Genomic DNA, 25,851 nt, shown 5'->3' with positions numbered 1-25,851 from the left:
ACTATACAGTCGTCCGAGTCGTTGTCCGGCAGTCCTGCCGATTAGGAGAAAAGTGGCTAATTTCCTCGAGAAGCTTCTGCGCACAGGAGAAGGCAGAACTCTGAAGAAGCTCCGCCGATACACGGACGCCATCAACCAGCTCTCCGATGAGTTCAGTGCGATGACCGACACCGAGCTGCGAGAGGAAACCGGTCGGTTCAAGGAACGCTATCAGGACGGGGAAAGCCTCGACTCCCTGCTGCCCGAGGCGTTCGCGACCGTGCGCGAGGCCTCGAGCCGAACCCTGGGGCTGCGTCATTTCGACGTGCAGCTCATGGGCGGCGCCGCCCTGCATCTGGGCAACATCGCGGAGATGAAGACCGGTGAGGGCAAGACGCTGGTGGCCACGGCGCCGGCCTATCTCAACGCCCTGACCGGAGAGCCGGTCCACATCATCACGGTCAACGACTACCTGGCCACCTACCAATCCGAGCTGATGGGCCGCGTCTTCCGGTTCCTGGGCATGGAGACCGGCTGCATCCAAGCGAACATGCCCGCGGATCAGCGCCGCAAACAGTACGCCGCAGACATCACCTACGGCACGAACAACGAATTCGGCTTCGACTATCTGCGCGACAACATGGCGTGGTCGGCCGATGAGCTCGTCCAGCGCGGACACTCCTTCGCCATCGTCGACGAGGTCGACTCGATCCTCATCGACGAGGCCCGCACCCCGCTCATCATCTCCGGGCCTGCCGAAGGAGATGCGACCCGCTGGTACGGGGAGTTCGCCAAGGTCGTCAAGCGGCTCAAGGCCGACCGCGACTACGAGGTCGACGAGAAGAAGCGCACCGTCGGCGTACTCGAGCCCGGCATCGAACGCGTCGAGGACTATCTGGGCATCGGCAACCTCTACGATGCGGAGAACACTCCGCTCATCAGCTTCCTCAGCAACGCCATCCGAGCCAAGGAGCTGTTCAAGAAGGACAAGGACTACGTCGTCCTCGACGGCGAAGTCCTCATCGTCGACGAGCACACCGGTCGTGTGCTCAAGGGACGCCGGTACAACGAAGGTCTGCACCAGGCCATCGAGGCCAAGGAGAACGTGAAGGTCCAGGCCGAGAACCAGACTCTGGCCACGATCACCCTGCAGAACTTTTTCCGCCTCTACGAGAAGCTCTCCGGCATGACCGGCACGGCCGAGACCGAGGCCGCCGAATTCATGTCCACCTACAAGCTCGGTGTAGTGCCGATCCCGACGAACAAGCCGATGCAGCGCGTCGACCAGTCCGACTTCGTCTACAAGAACGAGGTCGCGAAGTTCGACGCCGTCGTCGACGACATCGCCTCGCGCCACGAGAACGGGCAGCCGGTCCTCGTCGGCACCACCAGCGTGGAGAAGAGCGAATACCTCTCGAAGCAACTGGCCAAACGCGGTATCAAACACGAAGTCCTCAATGCGAAGAACCACGCCAGTGAGGCCTCGATCGTGGCCCTGGCCGGACGGAAGGGTGCAGTCACCGTGGCCACGAACATGGCCGGCCGCGGCACCGACATCATGCTCGGCGGCAATGCCGAATTCCTCGCGGTGTCCGAGATGGAGCGGCGCGGACTCGATCCGGCCGAGGACGAGGAGCAGTACGAAGCCGAATGGCACGAAGTGCTCAAGGCCGCCGAGGACAAGGTCAAGGAAGAGGCCGAAGAGGTCGTCGAGCTCGGCGGACTCTATGTGCTCGGCACCGAACGCCACGAATCCCGCCGCATCGACAATCAGCTGCGAGGACGTTCGGGTCGACAGGGCGACCCCGGAGAATCCCGGTTCTACCTGTCCCTGACCGACGACCTCATGCGCCTGTTCGGTTCGGGCGCGGCCGAGCGGATCATGGCGACGGCCAACGTGCCCGACGATGTGCCTCTGGAATCGAAGATGGTCACCCGTGCCATCCTCTCGGCCCAGTCGCAGATCGAACAGCGCAACGCCGAACAGCGCAAGAACGTCCTCAAGTACGACGATGTGCTCAACCGTCAGCGCACCGTCATCTACGATGAGCGTCGGCGCGTCCTCGACGGCGCCGACCTCGAGGAGCAGGTCGCGAAGTTCCGCGAAGAGGTCATCGACGCCTATGTCGCCCAGGCCACGACGGGACCCGTCGAGGACTGGCAGATCGACGAACTCTTCGAGGCCCTCGGCAAGATCTACGAGCCCTCGATCACTTCGGAGGATCTGGCCGAGGAAGTCGGAGGGCTGGGCAATCTGTCGAGGAACCGGCTGAACCAGGAGATCCAGTCCGATCTCGAACTCTTCTACGCCCGGCGTGAGGAGGAGCTCGGGGAGGAAGCCACCCGTGAGCTCGAGCGCCGCGTGGTGCTGTCGGTCATCGACAAGCGCTGGCGCGAGCATCTCTATGAGATGGACTACCTCAAGAACGGCATCGGTCTGCGGGCGATGGCCCAGCGCGATCCGCTGGTGGAATACCAGCGTGAGGGCTACGAGATGTTCACCACCATGCAGGATGGGATCAAGGAGGACGTGGTCCGTCTGACGAACACTCTCAAGGTGCAGGTGAGTACGTCTGAGCCGGCCTCCGGTGAGGATTCGGAAGTCGAAGTCGACGCGGCCGAGCTGCGGCACACGACACCGAAGATGCAGCTCTCGGCCCCTTCCGAGGACGGGTCGTCGCTGTCCGAGTCCGAAGACGACGATGAGCCGGCCCCGGCCAATCGCGCGCAGCGACGGGCGAAGAAGAAGGCCAAGAGCTGATTCGAGGCCCTCGGCCCTCGTCCCTTCTGCAGTCCCTCACATCGTCTGCAGCGCTGTCAGCGTCCACCGGGTGGTGAGCAGTTCCAAGCGAACGGCCACCGCCCGGAAGCGGTTCGGCGTGGCCACGATGACCGTGACCTCGGCGACCGTCGGGGTCACCTGGCAGACATGGGCCGTGCCCGGCTGCACCACTCGCGGCGAGCCCAGCTCGGCCGGTGGGTGGGTCGGTGCGACCTCGGCCCGCAGCTGAGCCCGGTGGTCGATCCTCTCCAACAGCTGCGGATCGACCCAGCGCGCGATCGTCTCGCTGCGGCGCACACCGGAGAGGATCTCGAGACAGGCGACCGCCAACGAGGTGGCCGTGGCCGCGATGCGTTCGCTCTCGTCCCCGACCTCGCGGTCCGGGCCGCGATCGTGTCCATGTGCTCCGCGCAGGCGCGGGTGCTCCCGGCGCGTCGATGACGTGGCTGCCTGGGGGCGGCTGAGGGTGAGCGGGGCGTTCATGGGCGGATCTCCAATCTCTGGCCGGCGAGGATGAGGCTCGGATCCGGCCCGATCGTGAACTTGTTCGCGGCATAGATGTCGGCGACGGATTCGGCGACCTCGTCGGGGTCGTCGACGAAGGTCTCCGCGATCGACCACAGACTCTCTCCGCGCTCGACCTCGTGGATGGTCGGCTCGTGAGCCTTGGGACTGGGGTCGGGTGCCTCCGGGGAGGACTCGGACTCCGAAGGCACGGGTGTGGAATCGCCGTCGTGGGCACGGTCGGCTTCCGCAGAGGGGGAAGAGCTCTGGGATGGATTCGAGTGTTCCGGCCGCTCAGTCGGCCAACCGGGATCCGGCAGCCGTGATCCGGTCGGGTCAGAGGGGTCGGGCGTCTCGGTTTCGGCTGCCCGAGTCTCAGGCGCGTCCGTCTCGCGTGCCTCGGGCTCAGGCGACGGGTCGGTGATCGTCGGCCAGCCGGGATCGACGGGCGCTTCGGCCACCGTCTCGCCGCCGACAGGGTGTGGGGCCGGCCCTGCCCGGTCCTGCTGCGTCGACGCGTGCCCGGCCTGAACGGCGATGCCGGCCGAGATGACCGTGAGTGCGCTCGAGGCGACCAGCCGCGGCATCGCACGAATGACGAACGGTGCGAGCACAGACCGGACACGGCCGTCGGGCAGAGTCCGCAGAAGCAGAGCGATGATCGAGACGAGACCGAGCCGGGCGAACACCGCGGTCGCGGCCGCGATGACGACGATGACGACGATATCGGTCGCGGTGCGAGGCTGGGGAAGACCCGTCCAGGCGGTGATGAGGGAACCGAGCAGAACCAGCCATGAGAGCGCACAGACGATCAGAAGATACATTTTGACATCCTCCATTGAATATGAACTCCAATGATTGCGTTAGATGCAGTTTGATGTCAATAGTTAGAGTATAACTACATGATTGTAGTTCGTGCTCAGTTCGCTTCGTCTCTTGAAAGTCGACTACAGCTGGGGCAGGCTTATCGATTATGGACGATCGCATCGATGCACTCCTGGCGGATGTCGAGGCCGCGGGCACTGCCGCAGACCGGCATGCCAGGAGGGGTGAGTTCGGTGATGAGCTGGCGGCTCAGGCGGCCGAGCGAACCCTGCTCGAGCGTCTCCGGGCGGCGGTCGGACAAGCGGTGCAGGTGACGCTGCCGACAGGGGAGATCAGCGGGACGATGGATTTCCTCGGCCGCGGCATCGTCGTCGTGACCGGGGCGGAGACATCGGTCATCGCGATCGACCGCATCTGCGGACTGCGGCTGGCCACGCGGATGCATCGCTTCGAGGCCGGGGGACTGGAGCGCTTGGGCATGGGCTCGGCGCTGCGCCGGCTGGCGGCCGAACACGCGGAGGTCTCCATCGAAGTCTCCGGCAGTTCGGGTCCGCTGCGCGGGCGCTGCGAGCTCGTCGGCGCGGACTACGTCGAGATCGCGGGTCGGATCGTTCCCTTCGCCGCGATCAGTGCCGTCCGCGCCCGGATCAATCCCTTCGGCTGATCCGGACATGGACGGAATCGGGCACGGTCGAGCGTCAGTCCTCGATGGACCCCGTTTTGATCTGGTGCTCGGTGCGCTCGTACATGCGCTGGATGTAGGCCTCGATCTCGGTCTTCTCGACGCGCCACTGTCCGCGGCCGCCGACCTTGATCGCTCGGAGGTCGCCGGAGCGGACGAGGGCGCGGGCCTGAGCGATCGAGACGTTGAGCAGTTCGGCCACATCGGTCAGTGGCAGGAAGCGGTTTTCGACGACCATTCGGTGACTTCTCCCATTCCAGATGTCTGGCTGCTTGTTGATCGAATTTGCCAAAAACATTGCTTTGGCATCATTTGATGTCCAATACTATCACTGAGAAACAGTCCGTGCCATGGAAATTTCTGCCGACCTGGAGATGCAATGGAGCTCTCGAAACGAATCCGACGCCCCAAGTGGACCGATGCCCGGCTCCTGGTGGGAGCGATGCTCGTCGTGGTCGCGGTGATCGCGACCTATCTGCTCATCACCACCGCGAACTCCACGACTCGAGTCTGGGCGAGTGCTCGGCCGCTCGTGCCCGGTGACGTGCTTGAACCGACCGATCTCACGGTGGCCGAGGTCAACCTCGCCGACCTCGGCAGCAAGTATCTGTCGGCCGACGTCGAACTGCCCGAGGGCTCGAGCGTGCGCAGCGTCGTCGCCGCGGGGGAGCTGCTGGCCGCCTCGACGGTGGCGCCGCTGTCCGAACTCGAGGGGCGAGTCGTGGCCATCGACGTCGCCGGGTCCGTGCCCAGCGTCGTCGACTCGGGCAGCCTCGTCGACGTGTGGGCGCAGCCGGAGCAGACAGGGCTCGACGACGACGCGTCCTCGCCGCAGCAGATCGTCGACTCCGCCCCGGTTGCCCATATCACCCGCGACGTGGGCAGCTTCGGCACCGGTGACGGGGCCCGCATCGAGGTCTTCGTCGGCACCGCGGACCTGTCCGATGTGCTCGCTGCCCTCGACGGGCACAGCGTCCTGTCCGTCGTCGGTGCCCCTTCCGCGGCCTCGGCGGGCGGCGAACAGTGATGACCCAGGTGCTGCTGGCCGTCGACTTCGAATTCGATCTCATCCTCTTCGAGCTGCTCAGCGACATCGATGACGTCACGATCGTCGCCCGTCCCGCCGACGAGGTGGAGCTGCTGGCTCACTGCCGCACCGGCAGCGCGGATGTCGTCATCGTCGGCCGCTACTTTCCCGGTCTCGATGCCGAGGTCGTCTCGGCGATCACGGCCACCGGCGCGAAAGTGCTCGGCTTCGGCGACGATGCCGAGGCGATGTCCGCCCTGGGCATCGCGGCGAGCGTTGGCACGGATGCCGATGCCGCGATGCTGGCCACGGCGCTCGAGGACGTCCGAGACGCGACCGTCGTCCCGCCCCGACCCGCGTCTCCGCCGGGGCCGGTCGGCGGTCAGGGGAGGATCATCACGGTGTGGGGGACGGGATCGTCGCCGGGACGGACCCTCACGGCGGTCAACCTCGCCGACCAGGCCTGTCGGCAGGGCCACCGCAGCGTGCTCGTCGATGCCGACACCGTCTCGGGAATGGTCGCTGCCACTCTCGGGCTGACCGAGGAGTCCTCGCATCTGGCCAGTCTGTGTCGCAGCGCTGCGGAGAGGTTAGCACACCTCGCTCCTGACACGGTGCCGCATGCCGCCGTCCGCGACGACTTCCACGTCATCACCGGACTGACGCGACCGGAGAGGTGGCCGGAGATCCGCGCCTCCGTGCTCGAGTCCGTCCTGCAGCGCCTGGCGAAGATCTACGACCTCGTCATCGTCGACGTCAGCGACCGCATCGACCCCGACGACGAACTCGCCGATCCCTTCTACGATCGACACTGCGCGACGAGAGCCTCCCTCGAGGCCGCCGACCTCGTCCTCGTCCTCGCCGCCGGTGAGCCGATCGGCCTGCAGCGGCTGGTGAAGCTGCTGGGCACGCCGCGGGCAGAAGCACTGCGGGAGAGGATGCGCCTGGTGATCACGAAGGTGCGCTCAGGGGCGGTCGGCCATCCCGCCGAGGTGAGGATCAGGGAGGTCCTCGACCGGTTCGTCAGAATCGCCCCCGACTTCGTCCTCAGCGATGATCGGGCCACCGCGGATGCGGCGATGCTGGCAGGCAAGACCCTGCACGAGCAGAATCCGCGGTCCTCGCTCGGCCAGGACATCGCCGAGATGGTCGAGGACCTGGCACCGAGTCGGAAGCGCGCGCGCCGAGCGGGCAGGGGGCGGACGAAAGGCACCGCACGGGGGCGCAGACGGCGGGTCCGACAGGTCTAGGATGGAGGGCATGACCATCCGCTGCTACATCCCCACCACTCTGAACGCGCTGCGGTCGGGGCTGCCCGGTGCTCGAGCCGTCGCTCCCGACGAACGGGGCCGCAGCCTGCGCGGTGAGGAACTCGAAACGGTCGAGTTCGACGCAATGTGCATCGCCGCCGCTCTCGCCGCCTCATCAGCACTCGATCGGGTCATCGGAGGCGCTTCCTCCGGCGAGTCCGTCGCGGGCTCGGACGGTGATGCCGCGAACTCAGGCGGCGGTGCCGCGGGCTCAGGCGATGCTGCGGGCCCTGTCGGAGATGGATCGGGCGAGGCCCGCGTCGTCGTCGCCTATGATGCGCCCGAGTCCTGTCCGCGCGAGACGCTGACGGAGGGATTCGACCTCATCGGACTCGTCCACGTCGATATGTCTGCGGTGGCGAGCTTCCACCTCGACGAGGACGCGGTCTGGAACGACGCCGTGCGGTTGGCGCTGGAGTCCGGAGCAGAAGCCGCCGAGGACCGCCTCGGCGAATCGGACCTGCTGTGGTACGACGCCACTGAGCTGCCGTCGCTTCTGGACGAACGCGGCTGAGCCCGTCCGCCTCAGACGGTCTCGAAACGGCGCAGACGCTCGCTCAGGCGCTTCTGCAGGATCGGCACCACGGCCTGTTCGATCATCGCGCCGAACATCGGGATCGATGAGCTGATCTCGGCATGTGCGGTCAGTTTCGTCGTCGCATCCGCCTCGTGCAGCTCGATGACCGCATCGATCTCGACCGGGACGCCCGCTGCGCGGGCCGTCATGCGAATCTCCGCCTCATCACCGAGGACATCGCCCGGGATCATGTACACCTCGACCAGTTCGGTCTCTGCCGGCAGTCGCCCGGCCAGGGCCGAGGGCAGCTCCGTCCGGGGCATCGGTGTCCGCACGGTCATCTCCGTATCGGGATCGATGTGTTCGGCACTGGCTTCGGATCCGAGCTTCTCCCAGACGGCGACATCGGCGAGTTTGGCCAGAAAAGTCGTCAGATCATCCGAGTAGTCATGGTTGAGAGTCAGAGTTCGCATGGCTCCAGTCTGCCAGCGAATGGACTGTGCACCATGGCATGCCGCTCGGCGTGCCTTTCTCGATATTTGGGCATAGTGTTGAGGGAGGCGGTTCGAGGACGAATCGCATGAGGAATGCTCGTTGATCATAGAGGTGACATAGTGACTCAGGTCTCAATTTCGGACATTGCTGAAGAGTGGAGGAAGCTGAGAGGCCAGAGTGCGCCCGAGAACTTCCTCGACGCGTACTATCCGCGGTTCGAATCAGGGGAGATCGACCCTCGGGCCTATGCCGCCGCTGCAGCCCGGCACTTCGCCGTCGGCACGGAATACGACGGTTCGTCCCCGGCGATCGCGATCTACAACCCGGAGGTCGACTCGCCGGAGTTCCGCAACAATCACACGGTGATCGCGATGGTTCTCGCCGATATGCCGCACCTCGTCTCCTCGATCGTCAGCGATCTGGCGAACAGCGGTCGCGCCATCCGTCGCGTCCACCATCCGATCATCACCGTCACCGGATCCGGCGACGCCGAGTCGATCGTCTCGCCGGCCGAGGCTCCGGCTCTGAGCGCGGATACGGCGAGCCTGCCGAAGGTGTCCGAGCCCGCCGCTTCGGATTCGGACTCCGCGCAGCAGCAGTCGTGGATCCGCGTCGAGATCGACCGGGTCCCACAGGAGGACTTCGCCGAGCTCGAGAAGAGGCTGCGCGAGGTGCTCGACTACGTCGCCGCCGCGGCCCGGGACTCCCAGGCGATGGCGGGCAGAGCCAAGGACATCGCCGCCGAACTCAGCGCGCATCCGCCGCGTCCCGAACTGGCCTCTGAGGCCGAAGCCGCAGCCGAGCTGCTCAACTGGCTCGAAGGCCATTTCACCTTCCTCGGCTACCGAGAATACGACTACATCGACGATGAGGAGCAGGCCAGCCTCGAACCGATCCAGGGCACCTCCCTGGGCATCTCCGCACTGCGTCCGCTGGTGAAGTCCCCACTCAGTCGTGCCGTGGCCGCCAAGGCCCTGGAGCCGCATGTGCTGGTGCTGACGAAGGCGAACTCCCGTTCGCGCGTGATCCGCTCGTCCTTCATGGACTACATCGGCGTGAAGACCTTCGACTCCTCCGGCGAGATCGTCGGCGAACGGCGGTTCGTCGGAGTGTTCAAGCCCGAGTTCTACAACGACAGCGTTCTCAACATCCCCGTCATCGACCGCAAGGTCCGCCGGATCCTCTCGGCCAGCGGGTTCCCCGCCGGTTCGCATTCGGCCAATGAGCTCCTCGGCGTGCTCGAGACCTACCCTCGTGAGGACCTTCTGCACGAGGAGGTCGAAGAGATCTTCGACGTGGTCATGGAGATCGTCGATATGCAGGAGCGTCGGGAATCGCGCGTCTTCGTCCGCGCCGATCCCTACCAGCGCTTCGTCTCGGTCATCCTCTATCTTCCCCGCGACCTGTACAACACCGACGCCCGTGTGCGTGTGCAGGAGGTGCTGCGCGAGTACTACAACGCCGTCAGCGTCGACTTCGACGTGCTGCTGAGCGAATCGGCCCTGGCCCGCATTCACTTCGTGGCCCGCGTCGCCCGCGATTCCGCGCTTCCCCGGATTCGGGCGGAGCAGGTCGAGCAGCGCATCGTCGGGGCCGTCCGCTCCTGGTCGGAGGACGTCCACGCCTTCCTCACCCCGTCCGAGCTCGGCGATGCCGGAGCCTCGAACGCGCGCGCCGATCTGTGGTCGAAGGCGTTCCCGCCCAGCTACGAGGAACATCACACCCCCGCCGAGGCGGTCGCCGACGTCGGTCGGTTCGAGGACCTCGACGCCGGGCGCGGGTCCGCCGTGCGCCTCTACCGGCCCGAGCGCTTGACCGATGCCTCCGTGCGCCTCGTCCTCTACCGCCACGAGAGGGTCGGGCTGTCCGAGGTCCTGCCCTTCCTCACGGCCTTCGGCGCCACCGTCGTCGACGAGCGCCCGCACGAGCTCGACCTCGCCGACGGCAGTCACCGCTACATCTACGATTTCGGACTCAGCTTCTCCGAGGACCTCGCCGACAGCGTCTACGAGCGCATCTCCGAGGCCTTCATGGCCGGCTGGGAGGGCAAGAAGGAAGCCGGCGTCTTCGACCGCCTCGTCGTCAGCGGACTCAGGTGGCAGCATGTCACGATCATCCGAGCGTTGGGCAAATACCTGCGCCAGGCCGGTTACACCTACTCCGATGCCTACCTCGGCGAGGTCTACAGTGACAACCCGGAGATCTCGAAGATGCTCGTGGACTACTTCGCGGCGAAATTCGATCCCGACGCCGACGACGCCGGCCGTGAGTCCGTGGTCGCCGAGACCGACGCGGCCATCGAGGCCGCACTCAGCGATGTCGCCAGCCTCGACGCCGACCGGGTGCTCAGGTCATCGTTGGAGCTGCTGCGCGCGACCCTGCGCACGAACTACTACATCCACGAGACCGGCGAACTGCCGACGGCCCTCGTGCTCAAGATCCGACCCACCGAACTGAGCTTCGTGCCCAAGCCCAAGCCCGCGCTCGAGATGTGGGTGTATTCGCCGCAGGTCGAAGGCGTGCACCTGCGCTTCGGCACCGTCGCCCGTGGAGGCCTGCGCTGGTCGGACCGTCGAGATGACTTCCGCACCGAGGTGCTCGGCCTCGTCAAGGCGCAGATGGTCAAGAACGCTCTGATCGTGCCGACGGGAGCCAAGGGCGGGTTCTTCCCCAAACAGCTGCCTCCGATGAGCGACCGGGATGCGTGGATGGCGGCCGGACAGGCCGCCTATGAGGTGTTCATCGAGAGCATGCTCGAGATCTCGGACAACCTCACCTACGGAGACGACGACTCGAGAGTCGTCGTCCACCCCGACCGTGTGGTCCGCCACGACGGTGACGACCACTACCTCGTCGTGGCGGCCGACAAGGGGACGGCCCGGTTCTCCGATGTGGCCAATGCGATCGCCGAGCGCCGCGGATTCTGGCTCGGTGACGCCTTCGCCTCCGGCGGATCGGTCGGATACGACCACAAGAAGATGGCCATCACCTCGCGCGGTGCGTGGAAATCGGTCGAACGGCATTTCCGCGAACTCGGCCTCGACACGGCGGCCGAGGACTTCACGGTCGTGGGCATCGGCGATATGAGCGGCGATGTGTTCGGCAACGGCATGCTCCGCAGTGAGCACATCCGCCTCGTCGCGGCCTTCGACCACCGCGACATCTTCCTCGACCCGAACCCGGACGCCGCACGCAGCTTCGTCGAACGCAAGCGGCTGTTCGATCTGCCCCGCTCGAGCTGGCAGGACTACGACCGGCACCTCATCTCCGAAGGCGGCGGAGTCTTCTCCCGCTCGGCCAAATCGGTCGATGTCAGCAGCGAGGCCGCCTCGGTGCTGGGCATCCGCCCCGGCAAGCGCAGCCCTGCCGAACTCATCTCAGCGATCCTCAGGGCACCCGTGGATCTGCTCTACAACGGCGGAATCGGCACCTACATCAAATCCTCTCAGGAGAGCCATGGGGAGGTCGGCGACAAGTCCAACGACGCCATCCGCGTCAACGGCGCCGATGTCCGGGCCCGGGTCATCGGTGAGGGCGGCAACCTCGGCGTGACCCAGTTGGGGCGGGTCGAGGCGGCGCTGACCGGCATCGAGATCAACACCGATGCCGTCGACAACTCCGCCGGCGTCGACAGCTCCGACCATGAGGTCAACATCAAACTGCTCCTGCGCACCCTGCTGCACAAGGGTGCCTTCGCCGCCGAGGAACGGGAGCAGGTGCTGCACTCGTTCTCCGACCAGGTCGCGGACCGGGTGCTGTCGAACAACTACTCCCAGAACGTCGTCCTCGGCGAGGCCCGCGCTCAGACCGAATCGATGTCGGGCACCTACGGGCGGATGCTCAGCTACCTGGAGAAGCACGCCGGCCTCGACCGCGGCGTCGAGTTCCTGCCGAACGCGGACGAACTGGCCGATCGGGAGTTCAGCTACTACGTCTCGCCGGAGCTGGCCGTGCTGCTGGCCTATGTCAAGATGCACGCCGCCGACGAGATCCTCGACAGCGTCGTGCCCGATGAGTCCTGGATGCGCAGGGAACTCGTGTCCTACTTCCCGGACTCTCTGCAGGAGAAGTACGGTGAGCTCATCCCCGAACACCCCCTGCACCGGGAGATCGCCACGGCGAAGCTGGTCAACCGGCTCGTCGACCGCGGCGGCCTGACCTACATCTACCGGATGATCGAGGAGACCCCGGCCTCGGTGCCGCAGATCGCGCGCGTGTTCGTCGTCGTCTCCGAGATCTTCGCCCTCGACGACTACTTCGATGCGGTGTGCGCCCTGGACAACCAGGTGCCGACCGAGGTGCAGGTGAAGCTCCAGCACGACTATGTGCGCCTGCTCGACCGGTCCTCGCGGTGGCTCGTGCAGCAGGCCCCGGACAGCCTCGACGTTGACTCGGGCATCGAGATGTACGGCAAGGTCGTCGAATCGCTGCGCTCACGGGTGCCCGACCTCGTCGACGGATACGATGCCGAGACCATGCAGGCCAAGGCGCAGGACTACATCGATGAGGGCGTGCCCGAGGAGCTCGCATGGCGGGCGGCGGCGCTGCTCGATGAGTTCGTGCTGCTCGACATCACCCAGCTTGCGGCTCGGACGAACGAATCGGCCGAGGACGTGGCCGAAGTCTACTACGCCGTCAACGAACGCTTCTCCGGTTCGCAGGTGCTCACCCTCATCGGCGGCCTCGACCGCAGCGATCGGTGGTCGGCACTGGCCAGGGGATCGATGCGCGATGACTTCTACTCCGCGATCCTGTCCGTGGCCGCTTCGGTCCTCGAAGCCACGGACTCGCCGATCTCCGGCACCCCGGACGCCCGCGCCAAACAGCGACTGGCCGAATGGCTCGACCGCAATGAGACGGTCGTGGGCCGCGTGCTGGAGACGACGGAGACGATCCTCGGCCTCGATACGGTGACTCAGGCGCCCCTGACGGTGCTGCTGCGGTCCCTGCGGTCGATGGTCCGATCCTCGGCCTGGGAGAGTGAGCACAGCGCGTGAGCCCGACTCGGGCCTCCCGGCTGGTCCGGACGTCTGAGAATCAGTGGTAGCGTCTGAAATCGACATATCAGCAGACCCGAGGGGATCTCGGGTCTGCTGATCTCAGCTGGGAGGAACGAATAGTGCTCAACGAACTGCTGGCGGCCGAGGGGCTCACGGATGAGTCGGACGTCGAACACATCCATCTGCTCGTCGCGGACTGGCAGCTGCTCGCCGACCTCTCCTTCGCCGACCTCGTGCTGTGGGTTCCCTCGCCCAGCGGTTCCTACACGGTCGTCGCCCATGCGCGGTCGACGACCGGGGCGACGCTGTTCAACCGGGATCTCATCGGGGCTCGGGCGACGGGCCTGGAGAAGGAGCTGCTCGACGCGGCCACGGAGTCCCGGAGCTATGTCACTCGCGTCGCCGTGGCCGGGGAGCTGGGTGTCAGCGCCGGCTCCGCCGATGTCGACATCCTCGCCGAGGCGGTCCCGATCGTTCGACACGGGGAGGCGATCGGAACCGTCATCCGCTATTCCGAGGAGGCCCGCCGCCGCGGTTCGTCCCGGCTGGAGAAGTACTACCGGGAAACGGCCATGGCCTTGATGACGATGATCGTTCAGGGGACCTTCCCCGACCGTGACGCCCCGAGCGGGGCCCGACACGGCGAACCGCGGGTCGGAGACGGCATCTTCATCCTCGACCGTGATTCGCATGTCCAGTACGCCTCCCCGAACGCGGTGTCGCTGATGCACCGGCTGGGTCATGGCGGGGACATCGAAGGCAGCTACCTCGCCGAGGTGGTGTCGAGTCTCGGCGCCGAGCTGCGGCAGGTCGATGAGACGCTTCCGCTGGTGCTCACCGGCCGCACTCCCTGGCGCACCGAACTCGAGGTCGGACGCACCAGCATCTCCCTGCGGGCGATCCCGCTCACCGACGAGGGGGAGAGGGTCGGGGCGATCGTCCTGGCCCGCGATGTCTCCGAGATCCGCCGGCGCAAGCGCGAACTGCTCTCCCGCGACGCGATGATCAAGGAGATGCACCATCGGGTGAAGAACAATCTGCAGACCGTGTCCGCTCTGCTGCGGCTGCAGACCCGCCGGATCGACAGCCCGGATGCCAAGAGCGCACTGACCGAGGCGATGCGCCGGGTGTCGATCATCGCCGTCGTCCACGACGTGCTCAGCCAGGGGGTCGAATCCGAGGTCGATTTCGACGAGGTCGTCGACAAGGGGCTGCGCCTGACCCCGGAGCTGACGAGTCCGCTGGTGCACATCGAGCTCAAACGCTGCGGCAGCTTCGGTGCGATCTCCTCAGCCGATGCCACCTCCTTGGCATTGGCGATCACGGAACTGATCACGAACGCCATCGAACACGGCTTCCCCGTGGAGGCGCAGGAGGGTCTGGCGCCGGGGGAGACGCTCAACGGTCACGTGTGGGTGACTCCCGATCGGCAGGGCGACCATCTGACGGTGAAGATCGCCGATGACGGGATCGGCCTCGGGGATGCCCAGAGCCCGGGCAACGGGTTGGGCACTCAGATCGTGAGAACCCTGGTGTCGGCGGATCTGGCGGGTTCGATCCAGTGGCAGGCCCGTGAGGGCGGGGGAACGGTCGCCGTCCTCGACGTCCCGCTGCGCCCGGACTCGTACGACTGAATGACGAGGACGGCTGAATGAGATCGGGTGACTGAACGACGCGGACTGCTGTGGAGCGTTCGGTGACTGAATCGGGCGCGGCAGAGGCGCGGCCGCCGCACGCGGTGGCCGCGAGCGGCGCTACGAGTGAGTCCCCTGTTCGGACGACGCTGTTTCGTCGTCCGAACAGGGGACTCACTCGGTATGCTGCTGCCGGTGCAGTGCCGACGCTGCGAGCTGGAACTTCAGCCGGCGCGGCGGGCGCGAGCCGCGCGGCGCTTGAGCGCCCGACGCTCGTCCTCGCTCAGTCCGCCCCAGACTCCTGCATCCTGACCGGATTCCAGGGCCCATTGCAGGCAGGTCTCTGCTACTTCACAGCGGCGACATACGGTTTTCGCTTCCTCAATCTGAAGCAGGGCGGGTCCGGTGTTGCCGATCGGGAAGAAGAGCTCCGGATCCTCGTTGAGGCATGCTGCACGGTGTCGCCAATCCATGGTGACCTTTCGACGAATTCAGTGAACGCGGTTGACCGCGCCCGAATTCCAGGCGCGCAACTCCTTCAACCAAGGTTCACATAACGCCATTGGGCGCACAAGGGTCCGGCAGTGTGAAATTTCTGACAAGAATTTTCACCATTGTCCTGCTATAGAGGCAATCGTGCAAATCGGTCCGCTATGCGTCGTCTCGAGCCCTCTTCCGACACTCCGCATAGACTGACAGGCGGAAGCAGACAGTTCGTGAACCGATGGAGGACTCATGACCAACGATCTCGACCGCCCCCGCCTCGTGTCCGTCGGCGGGCACACGCCCCGAATCGATCCCGGCGCCTTCGTCGCCGCCGGTGCCACCCTGGTCGGGGACGTCCACGTGAAGAAGGGCGCCGGGATCTTCTACGGGTGCGTCCTGCGCGCCGAGGCCGCACCGATCACGATCGGTGAGGACTCGAACGTCCAGGACAACACCGTGATGCACACCGATGCCGGCAAACCCGTGGTCATCGGCGCTCGTGTCTCGATCGGCCACCAAGCGCTCGTCCACGGCGCTGTGGTCGAGGACGATGTGCTCATCGGAATGCACTCCACGGTGCTCAACGACGCCCTCGTCGGCACCGAGTCCCTCGTCGCCGCCGGAGCCGTGGTGCTCGAGGGCACGCAGATCCCGGCCCGGTCCCTCGTCGCCGGAGTGCCGGCGAAGGTGCGCAGGGAGATGACCGCCGAGGGCGTGGAGAAGGTGCGGCAGAACGCTCAGTCGTATGTGCAGCTGTCGGCCCTGCACAAGGACACCGCCGAGGTCGTCGACGAATCCTGATCAGTCGCGTTCGGTCCTGAGCGCATCCGGGCCTCTCACCTCCGCTCATTTCCCAGTCAGAGGGCGATTTGAGACAATCGCAGTGTGAACACAGAATTTCCTTCCACTGCAGATCGTGTCGTCATCATCGGCGGCGGCCCCGGCGGCTACGAGGCCGCACTCGTCGCGGCTCAGCTCGGCGCCGATGTCATGCTCATCGAGCAGAACCGCTGCGGCGGCTCCGCCGTGCTCACCGATGTGGTGCCCTCGAAGTCCCTCATCGCCACCGCCGAGATGATGGACGACATCGGCCGCTCCGACGGTCTGGGAATTCGGATCTCGGACGGCGAGGTCGGCAAGACCGATGTGCGTCGGGTCACCGCCGACCTCGAGGCCGTGAACGAGAGGATCCTGTCCCTGGCCGATGCGCAGGCCAACGACATCTACGAGGGCCTCATCCGGGCCGGGGTCAAAGTCATCCAGGGCCGAGCCACCCTCGCCGGCCGCGACCAGGTCCACGTCGTCGAGACCGGAGGCACCGAATACACACTCGACGCCTCGACGATCCTGCTGTCCGTGGGAGCCCATCCGCGTGAGCTGCCGACGGCCCAGCCCGATGGCGAGCGGATCCTGTCGTGGACGCAGCTCTACGACCTCGACACGCTGCCCGAGCACCTCATCGTCGTCGGCTCCGGCGTCACCGGTGCCGAGTTCGCTTCGGCCTACCGCGCTCTCGGCACCGAGGTCACCCTCGTGTCGTCCCGAGAGAAGGTTCTGCCCGGCCAGGACGAAGACGCCGCCGATGTGCTCGAATTCGTGTTCCGCAACAAGGGCATGAACGTCCTCTCCCGTTCCCGTGCCGCATCCGTGACCCGCACGGAGTCCGGCGTCGAGGTGGTGCTGGCCGACGGACGTCGCGTCGAGGGCTCCCACTGCCTCATGGCCGTCGGTTCGATTCCGAACACTGAGGACCTCGGTCTGGAGAAGGCCGGTGTGCGCGTCAGCGACTCCGGACACATCGTCGTCGACGGTGTGTCCCGCACCTCCCGGGCCGGAATCTACGCGGCCGGTGACTGCACCGGTGTGCTCCCATTGGCCTCGGTGGCGGCGATGCAGGGCCGGATCGCGATGAACCACGCCCTCGGTGACGCTGTGCAGCCGCTCAAGCTGCGCAATGTCGCCTCGAACGTGTTCACCGCTCCGGAGATCGCGACCGTCGGCTTCACCCAGGCGAACTACCGGGAGAACCCGACGGACATCGACACCGTGATGCTGCCGCTGGACACGAACCCGCGGGCGAAGATGCTCGGCATCAAGGACGGCTTCGTCAAGATCTTCGCCCGACGCGGATCGGGCTCCATCCTCGGCGGCGTCGTCATCGGCCCGCGGGCCAGCGAACTCATCCTCCCGATCACGATGGCCGTGGAGAACCGGCTCACCGTCGACCAGCTGGCCGCCTCGTTCGTCGTCTACCCCTCGGTGAGCGGGTCACTGACCGAAGCGGCACGCAAACTCCACCGCCACCTCTGAGACCGGTCTGCAGAGGATTCTTCGCCGCAGCTGTCGATCTCCACGCTGCTCACCCGTCATGATGGTGTCAGGCCGCCCGGCGTGACACCAGAGATGACAGGGAGACAGACATGAAATACGCACTTCTGCTCATGGGCCGCAGCGGGGACCCCGACTGCGGAGAGACCGGAGGCGCGGACCCGAGCGAGTTCATGGCCTTCGACAAGGAGATCACCGAGGCCGGGGTCGTCGTCGGCGGGTTCGCCCTCGACGGTCCCGAGTTCGGAGTCCGCGTCAGCGAATCCGACGGTGAGTCCATCGTCACCTCCGGTCCCTCCGCCGAATCGAACGACTTCGTGGGCGGCAGCTACGTCATCGAGGCGGCGGACATCGACGAGGCGATCGCCTGGGCGAAGAAGTGCCCCGGGGTGAGAGGCGGCCATATCGAGATCCGCCCGGTCGCCGACTACTGATGGACACCGACCCCGAGGCGGCCGTCCGGATCCTCAGCGCCGTCAGCGAGGAGGATCGTGGGCGGCTGCTCGCGGCGTTGGCCAATCGATTCCGCGATTTCGACCTCGCCGAGGAGGCCCTCCACGATGCCGTGCTCCGCGCGGTCGAGACGTGGCCCGGCCGCGGTGTGCCCGCCCGACCCCAGGCGTGGCTGATGGCCACGGCGAAGAACCGTGCGATCGACCGCCTCCGCGCCGATGAGGTGCGCACCCGTCATCTCTCCCGGCTGTGGATCGAGGACGAACTGCGACCGGGCGATCATGACGACCATGCCGGCCGCCTCGGTGAGGAGATCTCGAGTGCCGACATCCCCGACGAACGGCTGGGGCTGTTCTTCACATGCTCCCATCCGACCCTGCGCGTCGACGAGAGGATCGTGCTCATCCTGCGTTTTCTCTCAGGGCTGACCACCGCCGAGGTCGCCGCCGGTTTCCTCCTCGAGACCCCGACGATGCAGCAGCGGATCGTGCGCGCGAAGAAGCGGATCGCGAAGACCGGGATCCCATTCGGACGTCCCGGACCGGATGAGCTCGTCGACCGACTGCCGGGAGTCCTGCGCGTCATCAGCCTCATCTTCACCCACGGCATCAATGCGACCTCCGGAGCCACCCACACGCGAGTCGATCTGCAGAAGGAGGCGATCCGACTGGCACGGCTGCTTGCCGAACTCCTGCCGGCCGAGACGGAGGTCCGGGGTCTGCTTGCTCTGCTGCTGCTCACGCATGCCAGGGACCGTGCCCGCGTGTCTGCCGACGGCTCTCCGGTGCCTCTGTCGGAACAGGACCGCAGCCTGTGGGACTCCCACCTCGTCGCCGAGGGAATCGGACTCGTCCGCACCGCCGCCGCAGAGGCGGGTTCGGACGTGTTCACCATTCAGGCGGCGATCGCGACCCTCCACGCCGAGGCAGCGAACTTCTCCGACACGGACTGGCCGCAGATCCTCGTCCTCTATCGCATGCTCGCTCAGCTCGACCCGTCCCCGGTCGTCGCACTCAATGCGGCGATCGCCCTCGGGCAGGTCTGCGGCCCCGAGGCCGGACTGCGCGCCCTCGACGAACTCGCCGACGATCCCCGCCTGCAGAGGCACCGGCCCTTCCACACAGCGAGGGCGATCACCTTGACCGATCTCGGTCGACCCGGCGAAGCGGAGGAAGCGTATGCGGTCGCGCTCGAGTGCCCGGGCAACGAAGCCGAGTCCGAATACATCGCTGCCCGGGTCGCCGACCTCGATCGGTGACCCGGACAGGACGGTCGTGGCCGCCGGACTGCAGACGCCCGGCCACGGACGAAACGGTCTCAGGCGGCGAAGCGAATGATCGCCTCGCCCGACTTCACCGCGGCACCGGCATCGACGAGCACCTCGGAGACGGTGCCCGAGTGACCGGCCTTGAGCGGCTGCTCCATCTTCATCGCCTCGATCACGGCCAAGGTATCGCCGGCTTCGACGGTGTCGCCGGCACTGACGGCGACGGAGACGATGGTGCCCTGCATGGGAGCGTTGAGCGAGTTCGAATCGTCGGCGATCTTCGCACCCTTGCGGCTGGAGAGGCTGCGCTTGCGACGCGGCACGGTGGGGCTGGGAACGTGCCCGAGGTCGGAAATGACGTCCTTGGGGACCGAGACGGTCATCCGACGGCCGTCGACCTCGACCACGACGCTGAAGCTGTCGGTCGGAGTGCTCATGTGATCTCCTGTCTGCGGTTCGGCGAGCGGATTGACGAAGGCGGTCTCGAGCCAATTGGTCCAGACCTCGAAATCGGTGGCGAAGGCCTTCTGCGAGACGAGGACCCGATGCAGCGGCAGCAGAGTCGACACTCCCTCGATGCGGTATTCCGACAGCGCCCGTCGGGCACGGGCCAGAGCCTCGTCGCGGGTCGCTCCGGTGACGATGAGTTTGGCCAGCATCGGATCGAAGTCCGTACCGACCGCACTGCCCTCACCGATGCCCGAGTCCAGACGCACACCGGGTCCGGAAGGGGCACGGTAGTTCTTCACGGTGCCGGTGGCGGGGAAGAACGTGGTCGGATCCTCGGCGTTGATCCGGAACTGGAAGGAATGGCCGCGGGCGGCGGGGAACTGCTCGGGCAGAACCTCGCCGGAGGCGATGCGCATCTGCCAGCCGACGAGGTCGACTCCCGTGACCTCCTCGGTGACGGTGTGTTCGACCTGGATGCGCGCATTGGCTTCCATGAAGATGATCGTGCCGTCCTCACCGAGGAGGAACTCGCACGTGGCGGCGCCGACGTAGCCGACATGGGCGAGCAGTCGCGCCGACGCCTCGGAGACGACGCGCTCCTGGTCGGCCGACAGGAACGGTGCCGGGGCCTCCTCGACGATCTTCTGATTGCGACGCTGCAGAGTGCAGTCACGGGTCGACACGATGCGGACATTGCCGTGGGCATCGGCCAGGCACTGCGTCTCGATGTGCCGCGGGCGCACGATCTGCTTCTCGATGAGGCACTCACCGCGGCCGAACGCGCTCTGGGCCTCGCGGGTCGCGGCCGTGTAGGCGGACTCGAGGTCGTCTGCGCAGGCGCAGGCGCGGAATCCGCGACCGCCACCGCCGTGGACGGCCTTGACGACGACCGGGAAGCCGATGCCCTCGGCGACCTTCGCCGCTTCGGCCAGATCGGCCACGGCCCCATTGGAACCGGGTGCGACGGGAGCTTTGACGGCTTCGGCCACGGCGCGGGCGCCTGATTTGTCGCCGAGCAGTTCGATCGCGGCCGGCGGCGGCCCGATCCAGGTCAGTCCCGCTTCGATGACGGCCTGGGCGAAGCCGGAGTTCTCGGCCAGATAGCCGTACCCGGGGTGGATCGCGTCGGCTCCGGAGCGTTTGGCCAGGGCGAGGATCTTGTCGACGTCGAGGTAGGTCTCCCCGGCTCCGGACCCGTCCAGCAGCCAGGCGTCGTCGGCGAGGTCGACGAAATCGGCGTCGGAATCGGCGCGGGTGTACACGGCGACGGCCCTGATGCCGAGGTCGTGGGCGGCCCGGATGATGCGCAGAGCGATCTCACCGCGGTTGGCGATGAGGACTCGGGTGACGGCTGCGGTCGGCACAGTGGTGCGCAGCACCGCGGTCGTTGCTTCGGGGAGGACTGTGGTCATGGCGCTCCTTTGTATGATCACAGAACAATTTAGAGAACGACACCAACACTTTGTAGGCCAGCGATAAAAAGTTCGAGCGAAAACTTCAACGACTCCGGGCGTGTCACACGACCCTGATCGATTCTAGCCCTTCGGCGACCACAGATCCGGCCAGAACAGGCCCATGTCCGTGACCAATTCCCGCACGACCGGAAGGCTGAGACCGAGAACGGTGAGATGGTCGCCGTCGAGGCGATCGACGAAGGCTCCGCCGTAACCGTCGATGGTCAGCGCTCCCGCCACCTGGAAGGGCTCCTCGGTGGCGATATAGGCCTCGAGTTCCTCCGGGCTCGGAGACCCGATGAGCACCGAGGTCGTCGACCGGCGCGAGCGGATCGCGCTGAGGCCGGCAGCTGAGGTCTCGGTTGAGGCGTCCCGGTCGTCAGCGTCGGTGAGTACGGCGACGGTGTGGCCCGTGTGCAGCTGTGTCCACTGCCCGGCGATCTCGGACCATACCGCGCGGGTCCGTTCGGCCGTTCCGGGTTTGCCGATGGCCTGCCCGGCATGTTCGAGGAGCGAATCGCCGGCGATGACGACGACGGTCCCGTTCCCGGTCAGCTCCGGGGGAGGGCAGCGGCGGATGCGGTCGATGACGGCGCGGGCTTTCGCCTCCGACAGCGCTGTGGTCAGATCGCCGACCGAACCGGTGAATCCGGCCTCGATGGCGCGCTCGTCGACTTCGGAGACGATGATCTGCGGATCGATGCCGGCCGCGGTCAGGATCTGTCGGCGGGCAGGCGACTGCGAGGCCAGAACGACCGGGATCACGAGGCGACCGCCGGTGGGTTCGGTCGGGGGCCCGGGACGAGGTCCCGGCGGCGCGCCGACTCTCCCTTCTCCGGCACGTCGAGGCTGCGGTCGACCACGACCGGAGCCTCGATGCGTTCGGCGATCGCTGCCAGCAGGGTCGACGACAGCTGTGCGTATCCGAGTTCACTGGGGAATCGGCCGGACTCATTGAGCAGGGACTTCCGCTTCGTCCCGCTCAGGGAGTTCGTCGCCCGCAGCGGAACCGCCCGCGCGGCCAGGGCTGCCAGCCATTGGGATCCGGCAAGGACCCGGGAGGTGCGTCGCAGCGAGGTCTTGAGCGGATCGCGCAGTCCCGGCAGGCCGCCGAGATTGGGGCAGACGAGGACGAAGACCGTGTAGCGGCCCTCGCGTTGGAGCCGATTGATCGCTTGGTTGAGGACGGGAATGCCGATGGTCGCCTGGATCGGGTGGATGATGTCACCGGTGCCGATGGAGATGATCGCGAACCGGCGGGAGTCGTTCCACGTCTCCGACAGCTGTCGTGACAGCCAGGCCGAGCGGAGCACCTCATCGACCTGCCAGTGGAGGTCGTCCGACAGGGCCGAGGGGCGGGCGGTGGTCTGCACACGCACAGTGGTGCCGAGTATGCGGGCCAATCCGCGGCCGATGAGTGTGGGCGGGGCCTGCTCGGCATCGACGTCGACACCGCACAGCCAGGAGTCACCGATGATGGCCAAGGCCGCCGAATCGTCATCGTCGCGGTGGCGCGGGGCGGCGATCGCCTCGGCGAAGGTGGAATGAGGACGATTCTCGTCCTCGTCGAAGGCTCTGCGCAGCGAACCCGCTTGGTGACGGAGGAGGCCCACCGCCGAAGCTCCGGCTCCGACAGCTGTCGCCCCCATGGTCGCCAGCGTGCAGATCATGCGTTTTCCCACGGAATTCCCTCCTCCGCCGTCATCATTGCACCTTTGTCACGGCATCAACAACTATTGTTGAGCCATGACCGAAAACGATCACCAGCATTCCCCGAACCGTTTCCGTGGGGCGTGGGAAGCATTCCGACGAGGACGTGAGTCCTCCCGCTCCCGGCCTGAGCCCGAGACTGAGCAGCCGCGCGACGTCAGTGCCGAGGAGATCGCTCTCAGTCGCATCGAGGCCGAGGCCCCGCCCTATGTGTCTCCCGGACTCAAGCTCGCCGCGGCGTGGTCGTGGCGATCGCTCATCGTCCTCGTCGCCGTCGGCGTTGCCCTGTGGCTGCTGTCGAAGATCTCCAGCGTCGTGCTGCCGGTGCTCATCGCACTGCTGCTGGCCGCGCTGCTCGCACCTCCGACCGCATGGCTGGTCAAGAAGGGAATGCCCCGCGGCGGGGCCGCAGCGATCTCGTTCGTCGGCTTCATCGTCGTCGTGCTCGGCCTCTTCGGTCTCGTCGGTCAGCAGATCTACTCCGGGATGCCCGACCTCGTCCGGCAGGTCATCGCCGGTGTGTCGGGAATCAGCAGCTGGCTGGCCACCAGCCCCTTCGGCATCGACTCCTCGACGATCTCGGGGTATATCGACGAAGGCATCAATACCGCCACGAACTTCTTCCAGAGCAACAGCAGCCAGCTCCTCGGCGGTGCCTTGGAGGCCACCTCCTCTGTCGGCACCTTCCTCACCGGTATGGCCGTGTGCCTGTTCACGACGTTCTTCTTCCTCTACGACGGAGAGAACATCTTCCGTTGGGTGATGAAGCTGCTGCCGATCCCGGCGCGCCCGGTGGCCACCGGTGCCTCGCGGCGGGGCTGGACCACACTCGTCCAATACGTGCGCGTGCAGATCCTCGTCGCCGCCGTCGACGCCATCGGCATCGGCATCGGCGCCGCTTTCCTCGGGGTTCCGCTGGTCATTCCCATGACCCTGCTCGTGTTCCTGACCTCCTTCGTCCCGGTCGTCGGCGCTATCGCCTCCGGCGCCGTGGCCGTGCTCGTCGCACTGGTCTCGAACGGTTTGGTCAGTGCGGTGATCATGTTGGCCGTCGTCATCGGCGTGCAGCAGATCGAGAGTCAGGTGCTCCAACCCTTCCTCATGGGCAAAGCCGTGTCCGTCCATCCGCTGGCCGTGATCCTCGCGGTCACCGGAGGCGGTTTCCTCTTCGGCATCGTCGGTGCCCTGTTCGCAGTTCCGCTGGTGGCCGTGCTCAACAGCGTGGTCGGATACATCGCTCGGGCCAGCGGCTCCGAGGACGCCGGGGAGGCATCAGCCGATCACGGCGGCAGGCAGGCCGAGGACGAGCCGACTGGTGACCCAACTGCGAAGACGGTCGACGCCGCCGGGCGTGGCTCCGACGCGACGCCGGCCGACCGCTCGACCGCAGCGGGCGCAGGCGCGACGGTGGGGGCCGGAAGCGCGGCGGATGCTGGAAGCGCGGCGGGGGCCGGGACGGAAACCGGCGGCGTCGGCTCAGCAGCCGGAGACGCCGGGACGGATTCCGCAGGTTCCCCCGACACGGGGAAGGGTCCCAAGGGGCCGCGGCGCCGACGGAAGTGAGTTATGAATACAGCAGTGGGCGGGAGGTGTCTCCCGCCCACTGCCGTGTGTCGAAGGAACCAGAGTCCTTCGGCCGGATCGAGTACTCAGCTCAGCCGGTGAAGGCCTCCACCGACTCGACCTTGACCTCGATGGTCTTTCCGTTGGGCGCTTCGTAGGAGCTCGTGTCTCCGGCCTTGACACCGATGACGGCGGCACCGAGCGGCGACTTCTCCGAGAAGACGTCGATATCGGAGTCGCCGGCGATCTCGCGGTTGCCCAGCAGGAACCGCATCGAGTTGCCGGCGACGGTGGCGTTGACCACGGAGCCGGGAGCCACGGTCTTGCCGTCGCTGTCGCTGGAGCCGACCTTCGCGTTGCGCAGCAGCACCTCGAGCTGACGGATGCGTGCTTCCTGCTTGCCCTGCTCGTCACGCGCCGCGTGATAACCGCTGTTCTCCTTCAAGTCACCCTCGTCGCGGGCGGCTTCGATCTTCTCAGCAATCTCTGCACGACCCGGTCCGGAGAGATGCTCGAGTTCCTTCGACAGACGGTCAAAGGCTTCCTGGGTCAACCATGTTTCTTCCTGGGTGACTTCCTCGGTCATGACTTCTCCTTCTTCGGTTCGGTGCACTGACAGGCATGTCAGGCAACGAAAAAACCGGGCGTATGGGCACGCCCGGAAGATGAATGAAACTACAGTGTAACGCATCCGCGCGGAAACACGATGAGCTGAGTCACGTTCCCGCCGTCGAGGTGGAGAATCCGGCGGCAGGAGACGAATGAGTGCGAGACCCGTTCGACTCGCCGCAAGCGGACTCGCGGCGAGTCGACCCGAGCCGGCGCGAACCGGGTCGTTCTATTCGAACCAGCAGGAGTCGACGTGTCCCGAAGCGGCCAGCTGCGTCGTGGCCAGGTCGAGGTCGATCTGCCTCGGTGAGTTCGGATCGGCGTCGGGGTCGGCGGGAACGGTGACCTCGGTGAAGCCGACGACGGCTTCGTTCTCGTTCGTCGCCTGGACGGTGCAGTGCACATCGCGTTCCTGATCGGGAAATATTCCGACGCTGACCTGCGTTGTAGAGGAGTCGACAACCAAATAGTCAAGGGTCCGCGGTGTCGTGGGCTCCGTCTGCGGCCTGAACGAGACGAAGGCGATGACTGCGATCGCGACAACGACGACGGCAGCGGCGATGATCTTCGCCCTGCGGCTCAGATTCCGCTTCGGCTTCCGGGTCCGTCCGTAACGATCATCGTGCAGTGGTTCGGCCACTGTTACCTCAGTCATTGAATTCCTCTTTGAGTACTTCGCGCACTAATCTAGAGTAGTCGATCCTCTGCCGACGAGCATGTCAGCCGCAATCTCGGCAGAGGAAGGCCACCAGGCTGAATCGAAAGGGACATTTAGG

At 66.2% G+C, this 25,851-nt stretch carries 22 protein-coding genes; 12 read left to right on the top strand and 10 right to left on the bottom strand.

The window, feature by feature from the left end; translation table 11 throughout:
• Positions 1–52 precede the first annotated feature (52 nt).
• Complete coding sequence (secA, locus tag IG171_RS09275) at positions 53–2,740, top strand: preprotein translocase subunit SecA (RefSeq protein WP_212131360.1); 2,688 nt, start codon at positions 53–55, stop codon at positions 2,738–2,740.
• Between the two features lie 36 nt (positions 2,741–2,776).
• Here the strand turns inward: secA and IG171_RS09270 are convergent, their stop codons facing one another.
• Together IG171_RS09270 and IG171_RS09265 are read right to left on the bottom strand one after the other, a co-directional pair.
• Positions 2,777–3,244 carry an Rv3235 family protein gene (locus tag IG171_RS09270; RefSeq protein ID WP_212131359.1) on the bottom strand — a complete coding sequence of 156 codons (468 nt, stop codon included), beginning with the start codon at positions 3,242–3,244 and terminating at the stop codon, positions 2,777–2,779.
• Positions 3,241–4,089: a LysM domain-containing protein gene (locus tag IG171_RS09265; protein WP_212131358.1), complete on the bottom strand. Its 849-nt coding sequence runs from the start codon at positions 4,087–4,089 to the stop codon at positions 3,241–3,243. Before IG171_RS09265 ends, IG171_RS09270 begins: the two co-directional genes overlap by 4 nt.
• Positions 4,090–4,238: 149 nt before the next feature.
• Here IG171_RS09265 and IG171_RS09260 point away from each other — a divergent pair, with 149 nt between their 5' ends.
• Positions 4,239–4,754, top strand: coding sequence for a hypothetical protein (locus IG171_RS09260; RefSeq protein ID WP_212131357.1), 516 nt, complete (start codon positions 4,239–4,241; stop codon positions 4,752–4,754).
• A 34-nt stretch (positions 4,755–4,788) separates the two neighbouring features.
• Here the strand turns inward: IG171_RS09260 and IG171_RS09255 are convergent, their stop codons facing one another.
• A complete protein-coding gene (locus IG171_RS09255) occupies positions 4,789–5,010 on the bottom strand; it encodes a helix-turn-helix domain-containing protein (protein ID WP_212131356.1) in 222 nt (73 codons plus the stop codon).
• Between the two features lie 141 nt (positions 5,011–5,151).
• On the opposite strand from IG171_RS09255, the gene IG171_RS09250 reads away from it, so the two are divergent.
• From IG171_RS09250 to IG171_RS09240, 3 genes are read left to right on the top strand one after another with little or no spacing between them, the layout of a single operon-like run.
• Positions 5,152–5,799, top strand: a complete 648-nt coding sequence (locus IG171_RS09250) for an SAF domain-containing protein (RefSeq protein ID WP_212131355.1) — start codon at positions 5,152–5,154, stop codon at positions 5,797–5,799.
• The gene (locus IG171_RS09245) at positions 5,799–7,049 is read left to right on the top strand and encodes a DNA-binding response regulator (protein ID WP_212131354.1); all 1,251 of its coding nucleotides are present in this window, start codon (positions 5,799–5,801) and stop codon (positions 7,047–7,049) included. The genes IG171_RS09250 and IG171_RS09245 overlap by 1 nt, the downstream gene beginning before the upstream one ends.
• A gap of 10 nt (positions 7,050–7,059) precedes the next feature.
• Complete coding sequence (locus tag IG171_RS09240; protein ID WP_212131353.1) at positions 7,060–7,623, top strand: hypothetical protein; 564 nt, start codon at positions 7,060–7,062, stop codon at positions 7,621–7,623.
• An 11-nt stretch (positions 7,624–7,634) separates the two neighbouring features.
• Here IG171_RS09240 and IG171_RS09235 read toward each other — a convergent pair whose 3' ends face one another.
• Positions 7,635–8,099: a DUF2505 family protein gene (locus IG171_RS09235; protein WP_212131352.1), complete on the bottom strand. Its 465-nt coding sequence runs from the start codon at positions 8,097–8,099 to the stop codon at positions 7,635–7,637.
• 141 nt (positions 8,100–8,240) lie between these two features.
• Between IG171_RS09235 and IG171_RS09230 the strand changes: the two genes are divergently transcribed.
• Positions 8,241–13,118 (top strand): NAD-glutamate dehydrogenase, encoded by a 4,878-nt coding sequence (locus IG171_RS09230; protein ID WP_249204233.1) that lies wholly within the window; start codon positions 8,241–8,243, stop codon positions 13,116–13,118.
• A 122-nt stretch (positions 13,119–13,240) separates the two neighbouring features.
• Positions 13,241–14,755, top strand: coding sequence for a PAS domain-containing sensor histidine kinase (locus tag IG171_RS09225; RefSeq protein ID WP_212131350.1), 1,515 nt, complete (start codon positions 13,241–13,243; stop codon positions 14,753–14,755).
• A 224-nt stretch (positions 14,756–14,979) separates the two neighbouring features.
• Here IG171_RS09225 and IG171_RS09220 read toward each other — a convergent pair whose 3' ends face one another.
• A complete protein-coding gene (locus tag IG171_RS09220; RefSeq protein WP_009374875.1) occupies positions 14,980–15,228 on the bottom strand; it encodes a WhiB family transcriptional regulator in 249 nt (82 codons plus the stop codon).
• A 262-nt stretch (positions 15,229–15,490) separates the two neighbouring features.
• Between IG171_RS09220 and IG171_RS09215 the strand changes: the two genes are divergently transcribed.
• The 4 genes from IG171_RS09215 to IG171_RS09200 all read left to right on the top strand — a co-directional run bounded on the left by IG171_RS09215 (position 15,491) and on the right by IG171_RS09200 (position 19,280).
• Positions 15,491–16,042 carry a gamma carbonic anhydrase family protein gene (locus IG171_RS09215; RefSeq protein ID WP_212131349.1) on the top strand — a complete coding sequence of 184 codons (552 nt, stop codon included), beginning with the start codon at positions 15,491–15,493 and terminating at the stop codon, positions 16,040–16,042.
• 84 nt (positions 16,043–16,126) lie between these two features.
• Entirely contained in the window at positions 16,127–17,551 is a 1,425-nt protein-coding gene (locus IG171_RS09210; RefSeq protein WP_212131348.1) for an NAD(P)H-quinone dehydrogenase, read from the top strand.
• 110 nt (positions 17,552–17,661) lie between these two features.
• A complete protein-coding gene (locus IG171_RS09205; protein ID WP_212131347.1) occupies positions 17,662–18,003 on the top strand; it encodes a YciI family protein in 342 nt (113 codons plus the stop codon).
• Positions 18,003–19,280 (top strand): DUF6596 domain-containing protein, encoded by a 1,278-nt coding sequence (locus IG171_RS09200; protein ID WP_212131346.1) that lies wholly within the window; start codon positions 18,003–18,005, stop codon positions 19,278–19,280. The genes IG171_RS09205 and IG171_RS09200 overlap by 1 nt, the downstream gene beginning before the upstream one ends.
• Positions 19,281–19,339: 59 nt before the next feature.
• Here the strand turns inward: IG171_RS09200 and IG171_RS09195 are convergent, their stop codons facing one another.
• From IG171_RS09195 to IG171_RS09185, 3 genes are all read right to left on the bottom strand, one after another.
• Positions 19,340–21,151 carry a biotin carboxylase N-terminal domain-containing protein gene (locus IG171_RS09195; protein ID WP_212131345.1) on the bottom strand — a complete coding sequence of 604 codons (1,812 nt, stop codon included), beginning with the start codon at positions 21,149–21,151 and terminating at the stop codon, positions 19,340–19,342.
• Between the two features lie 123 nt (positions 21,152–21,274).
• Positions 21,275–21,958 (bottom strand): Maf family protein, encoded by a 684-nt coding sequence (locus IG171_RS09190; RefSeq protein ID WP_212131344.1) that lies wholly within the window; start codon positions 21,956–21,958, stop codon positions 21,275–21,277.
• Positions 21,955–22,875 carry an SGNH/GDSL hydrolase family protein gene (locus tag IG171_RS09185; protein WP_249204232.1) on the bottom strand — a complete coding sequence of 307 codons (921 nt, stop codon included), beginning with the start codon at positions 22,873–22,875 and terminating at the stop codon, positions 21,955–21,957. Before IG171_RS09185 ends, IG171_RS09190 begins: the two co-directional genes overlap by 4 nt.
• A gap of 64 nt (positions 22,876–22,939) precedes the next feature.
• On the opposite strand from IG171_RS09185, the gene IG171_RS09180 reads away from it, so the two are divergent.
• Positions 22,940–24,466, top strand: coding sequence for an AI-2E family transporter (locus tag IG171_RS09180; RefSeq protein ID WP_249204231.1), 1,527 nt, complete (start codon positions 22,940–22,942; stop codon positions 24,464–24,466).
• A gap of 91 nt (positions 24,467–24,557) precedes the next feature.
• Here IG171_RS09180 and greA read toward each other — a convergent pair whose 3' ends face one another.
• Together greA and IG171_RS09170 are read right to left on the bottom strand one after the other, a co-directional pair.
• Positions 24,558–25,052 (bottom strand): transcription elongation factor GreA, encoded by a 495-nt coding sequence (gene greA, locus IG171_RS09175; RefSeq protein WP_212131343.1) that lies wholly within the window; start codon positions 25,050–25,052, stop codon positions 24,558–24,560.
• Positions 25,053–25,304: 252 nt separating this feature from the next.
• Positions 25,305–25,730 carry a DUF4307 domain-containing protein gene (locus tag IG171_RS09170; RefSeq protein ID WP_212131342.1) on the bottom strand — a complete coding sequence of 142 codons (426 nt, stop codon included), beginning with the start codon at positions 25,728–25,730 and terminating at the stop codon, positions 25,305–25,307.
• Positions 25,731–25,851 lie beyond the last annotated feature (121 nt).

The sequence above is a fragment of the Brevibacterium sp. SMBL_HHYL_HB1 genome (assembly GCF_018208375.1).
GTDB classification, from domain to species: domain Bacteria; phylum Actinomycetota; class Actinomycetes; order Actinomycetales; family Brevibacteriaceae; genus Brevibacterium; species Brevibacterium intestinavium.
Note: the sequence above shows the minus strand (reverse complement) of the source record. Positions and strands in the feature narration are given on the sequence as shown.

Bases quoted from the DNA above. Each gene is read 5' to 3' on its own strand.
- IG171_RS09245 (WP_212131354.1), top strand. From the start codon at position 5,799: ATGACCCAGGTGCTGCTGGCCGTCGACTTCGAATTCGATCTCATCCTC.
- IG171_RS09265 (WP_212131358.1), bottom strand. From the start codon at position 4,089: ATGTATCTTCTGATCGTCTGTGCGCTCTCATGGCTGGTTCTGCTCGGT.
- IG171_RS09180 (WP_249204231.1), top strand. From the start codon at position 22,940: ATGACCGAAAACGATCACCAGCATTCCCCGAACCGTTTCCGTGGGGCG.
- IG171_RS09220 (WP_009374875.1), bottom strand. From the start codon at position 15,228: ATGGATTGGCGACACCGTGCAGCATGCCTCAACGAGGATCCGGAGCTC.
- IG171_RS09260 (WP_212131357.1), top strand. From the start codon at position 4,239: ATGGACGATCGCATCGATGCACTCCTGGCGGATGTCGAGGCCGCGGGC.
- IG171_RS09255 (WP_212131356.1), bottom strand. From the start codon at position 5,010: ATGGTCGTCGAAAACCGCTTCCTGCCACTGACCGATGTGGCCGAACTG.
- IG171_RS09205 (WP_212131347.1), top strand. From the start codon at position 17,662: ATGAAATACGCACTTCTGCTCATGGGCCGCAGCGGGGACCCCGACTGC.
- IG171_RS09240 (WP_212131353.1), top strand. From the start codon at position 7,060: ATGACCATCCGCTGCTACATCCCCACCACTCTGAACGCGCTGCGGTCG.
- IG171_RS09235 (WP_212131352.1), bottom strand. From the start codon at position 8,099: ATGCGAACTCTGACTCTCAACCATGACTACTCGGATGATCTGACGACT.
- IG171_RS09200 (WP_212131346.1), top strand. From the start codon at position 18,003: ATGGACACCGACCCCGAGGCGGCCGTCCGGATCCTCAGCGCCGTCAGC.
- IG171_RS09170 (WP_212131342.1), bottom strand. From the start codon at position 25,730: ATGACTGAGGTAACAGTGGCCGAACCACTGCACGATGATCGTTACGGA.
- IG171_RS09215 (WP_212131349.1), top strand. From the start codon at position 15,491: ATGACCAACGATCTCGACCGCCCCCGCCTCGTGTCCGTCGGCGGGCAC.
- greA (WP_212131343.1), bottom strand. From the start codon at position 25,052: ATGACCGAGGAAGTCACCCAGGAAGAAACATGGTTGACCCAGGAAGCC.
- IG171_RS09250 (WP_212131355.1), top strand. From the start codon at position 5,152: ATGGAGCTCTCGAAACGAATCCGACGCCCCAAGTGGACCGATGCCCGG.
- IG171_RS09195 (WP_212131345.1), bottom strand. From the start codon at position 21,151: ATGACCACAGTCCTCCCCGAAGCAACGACCGCGGTGCTGCGCACCACT.
- IG171_RS09270 (WP_212131359.1), bottom strand. From the start codon at position 3,244: ATGAACGCCCCGCTCACCCTCAGCCGCCCCCAGGCAGCCACGTCATCG.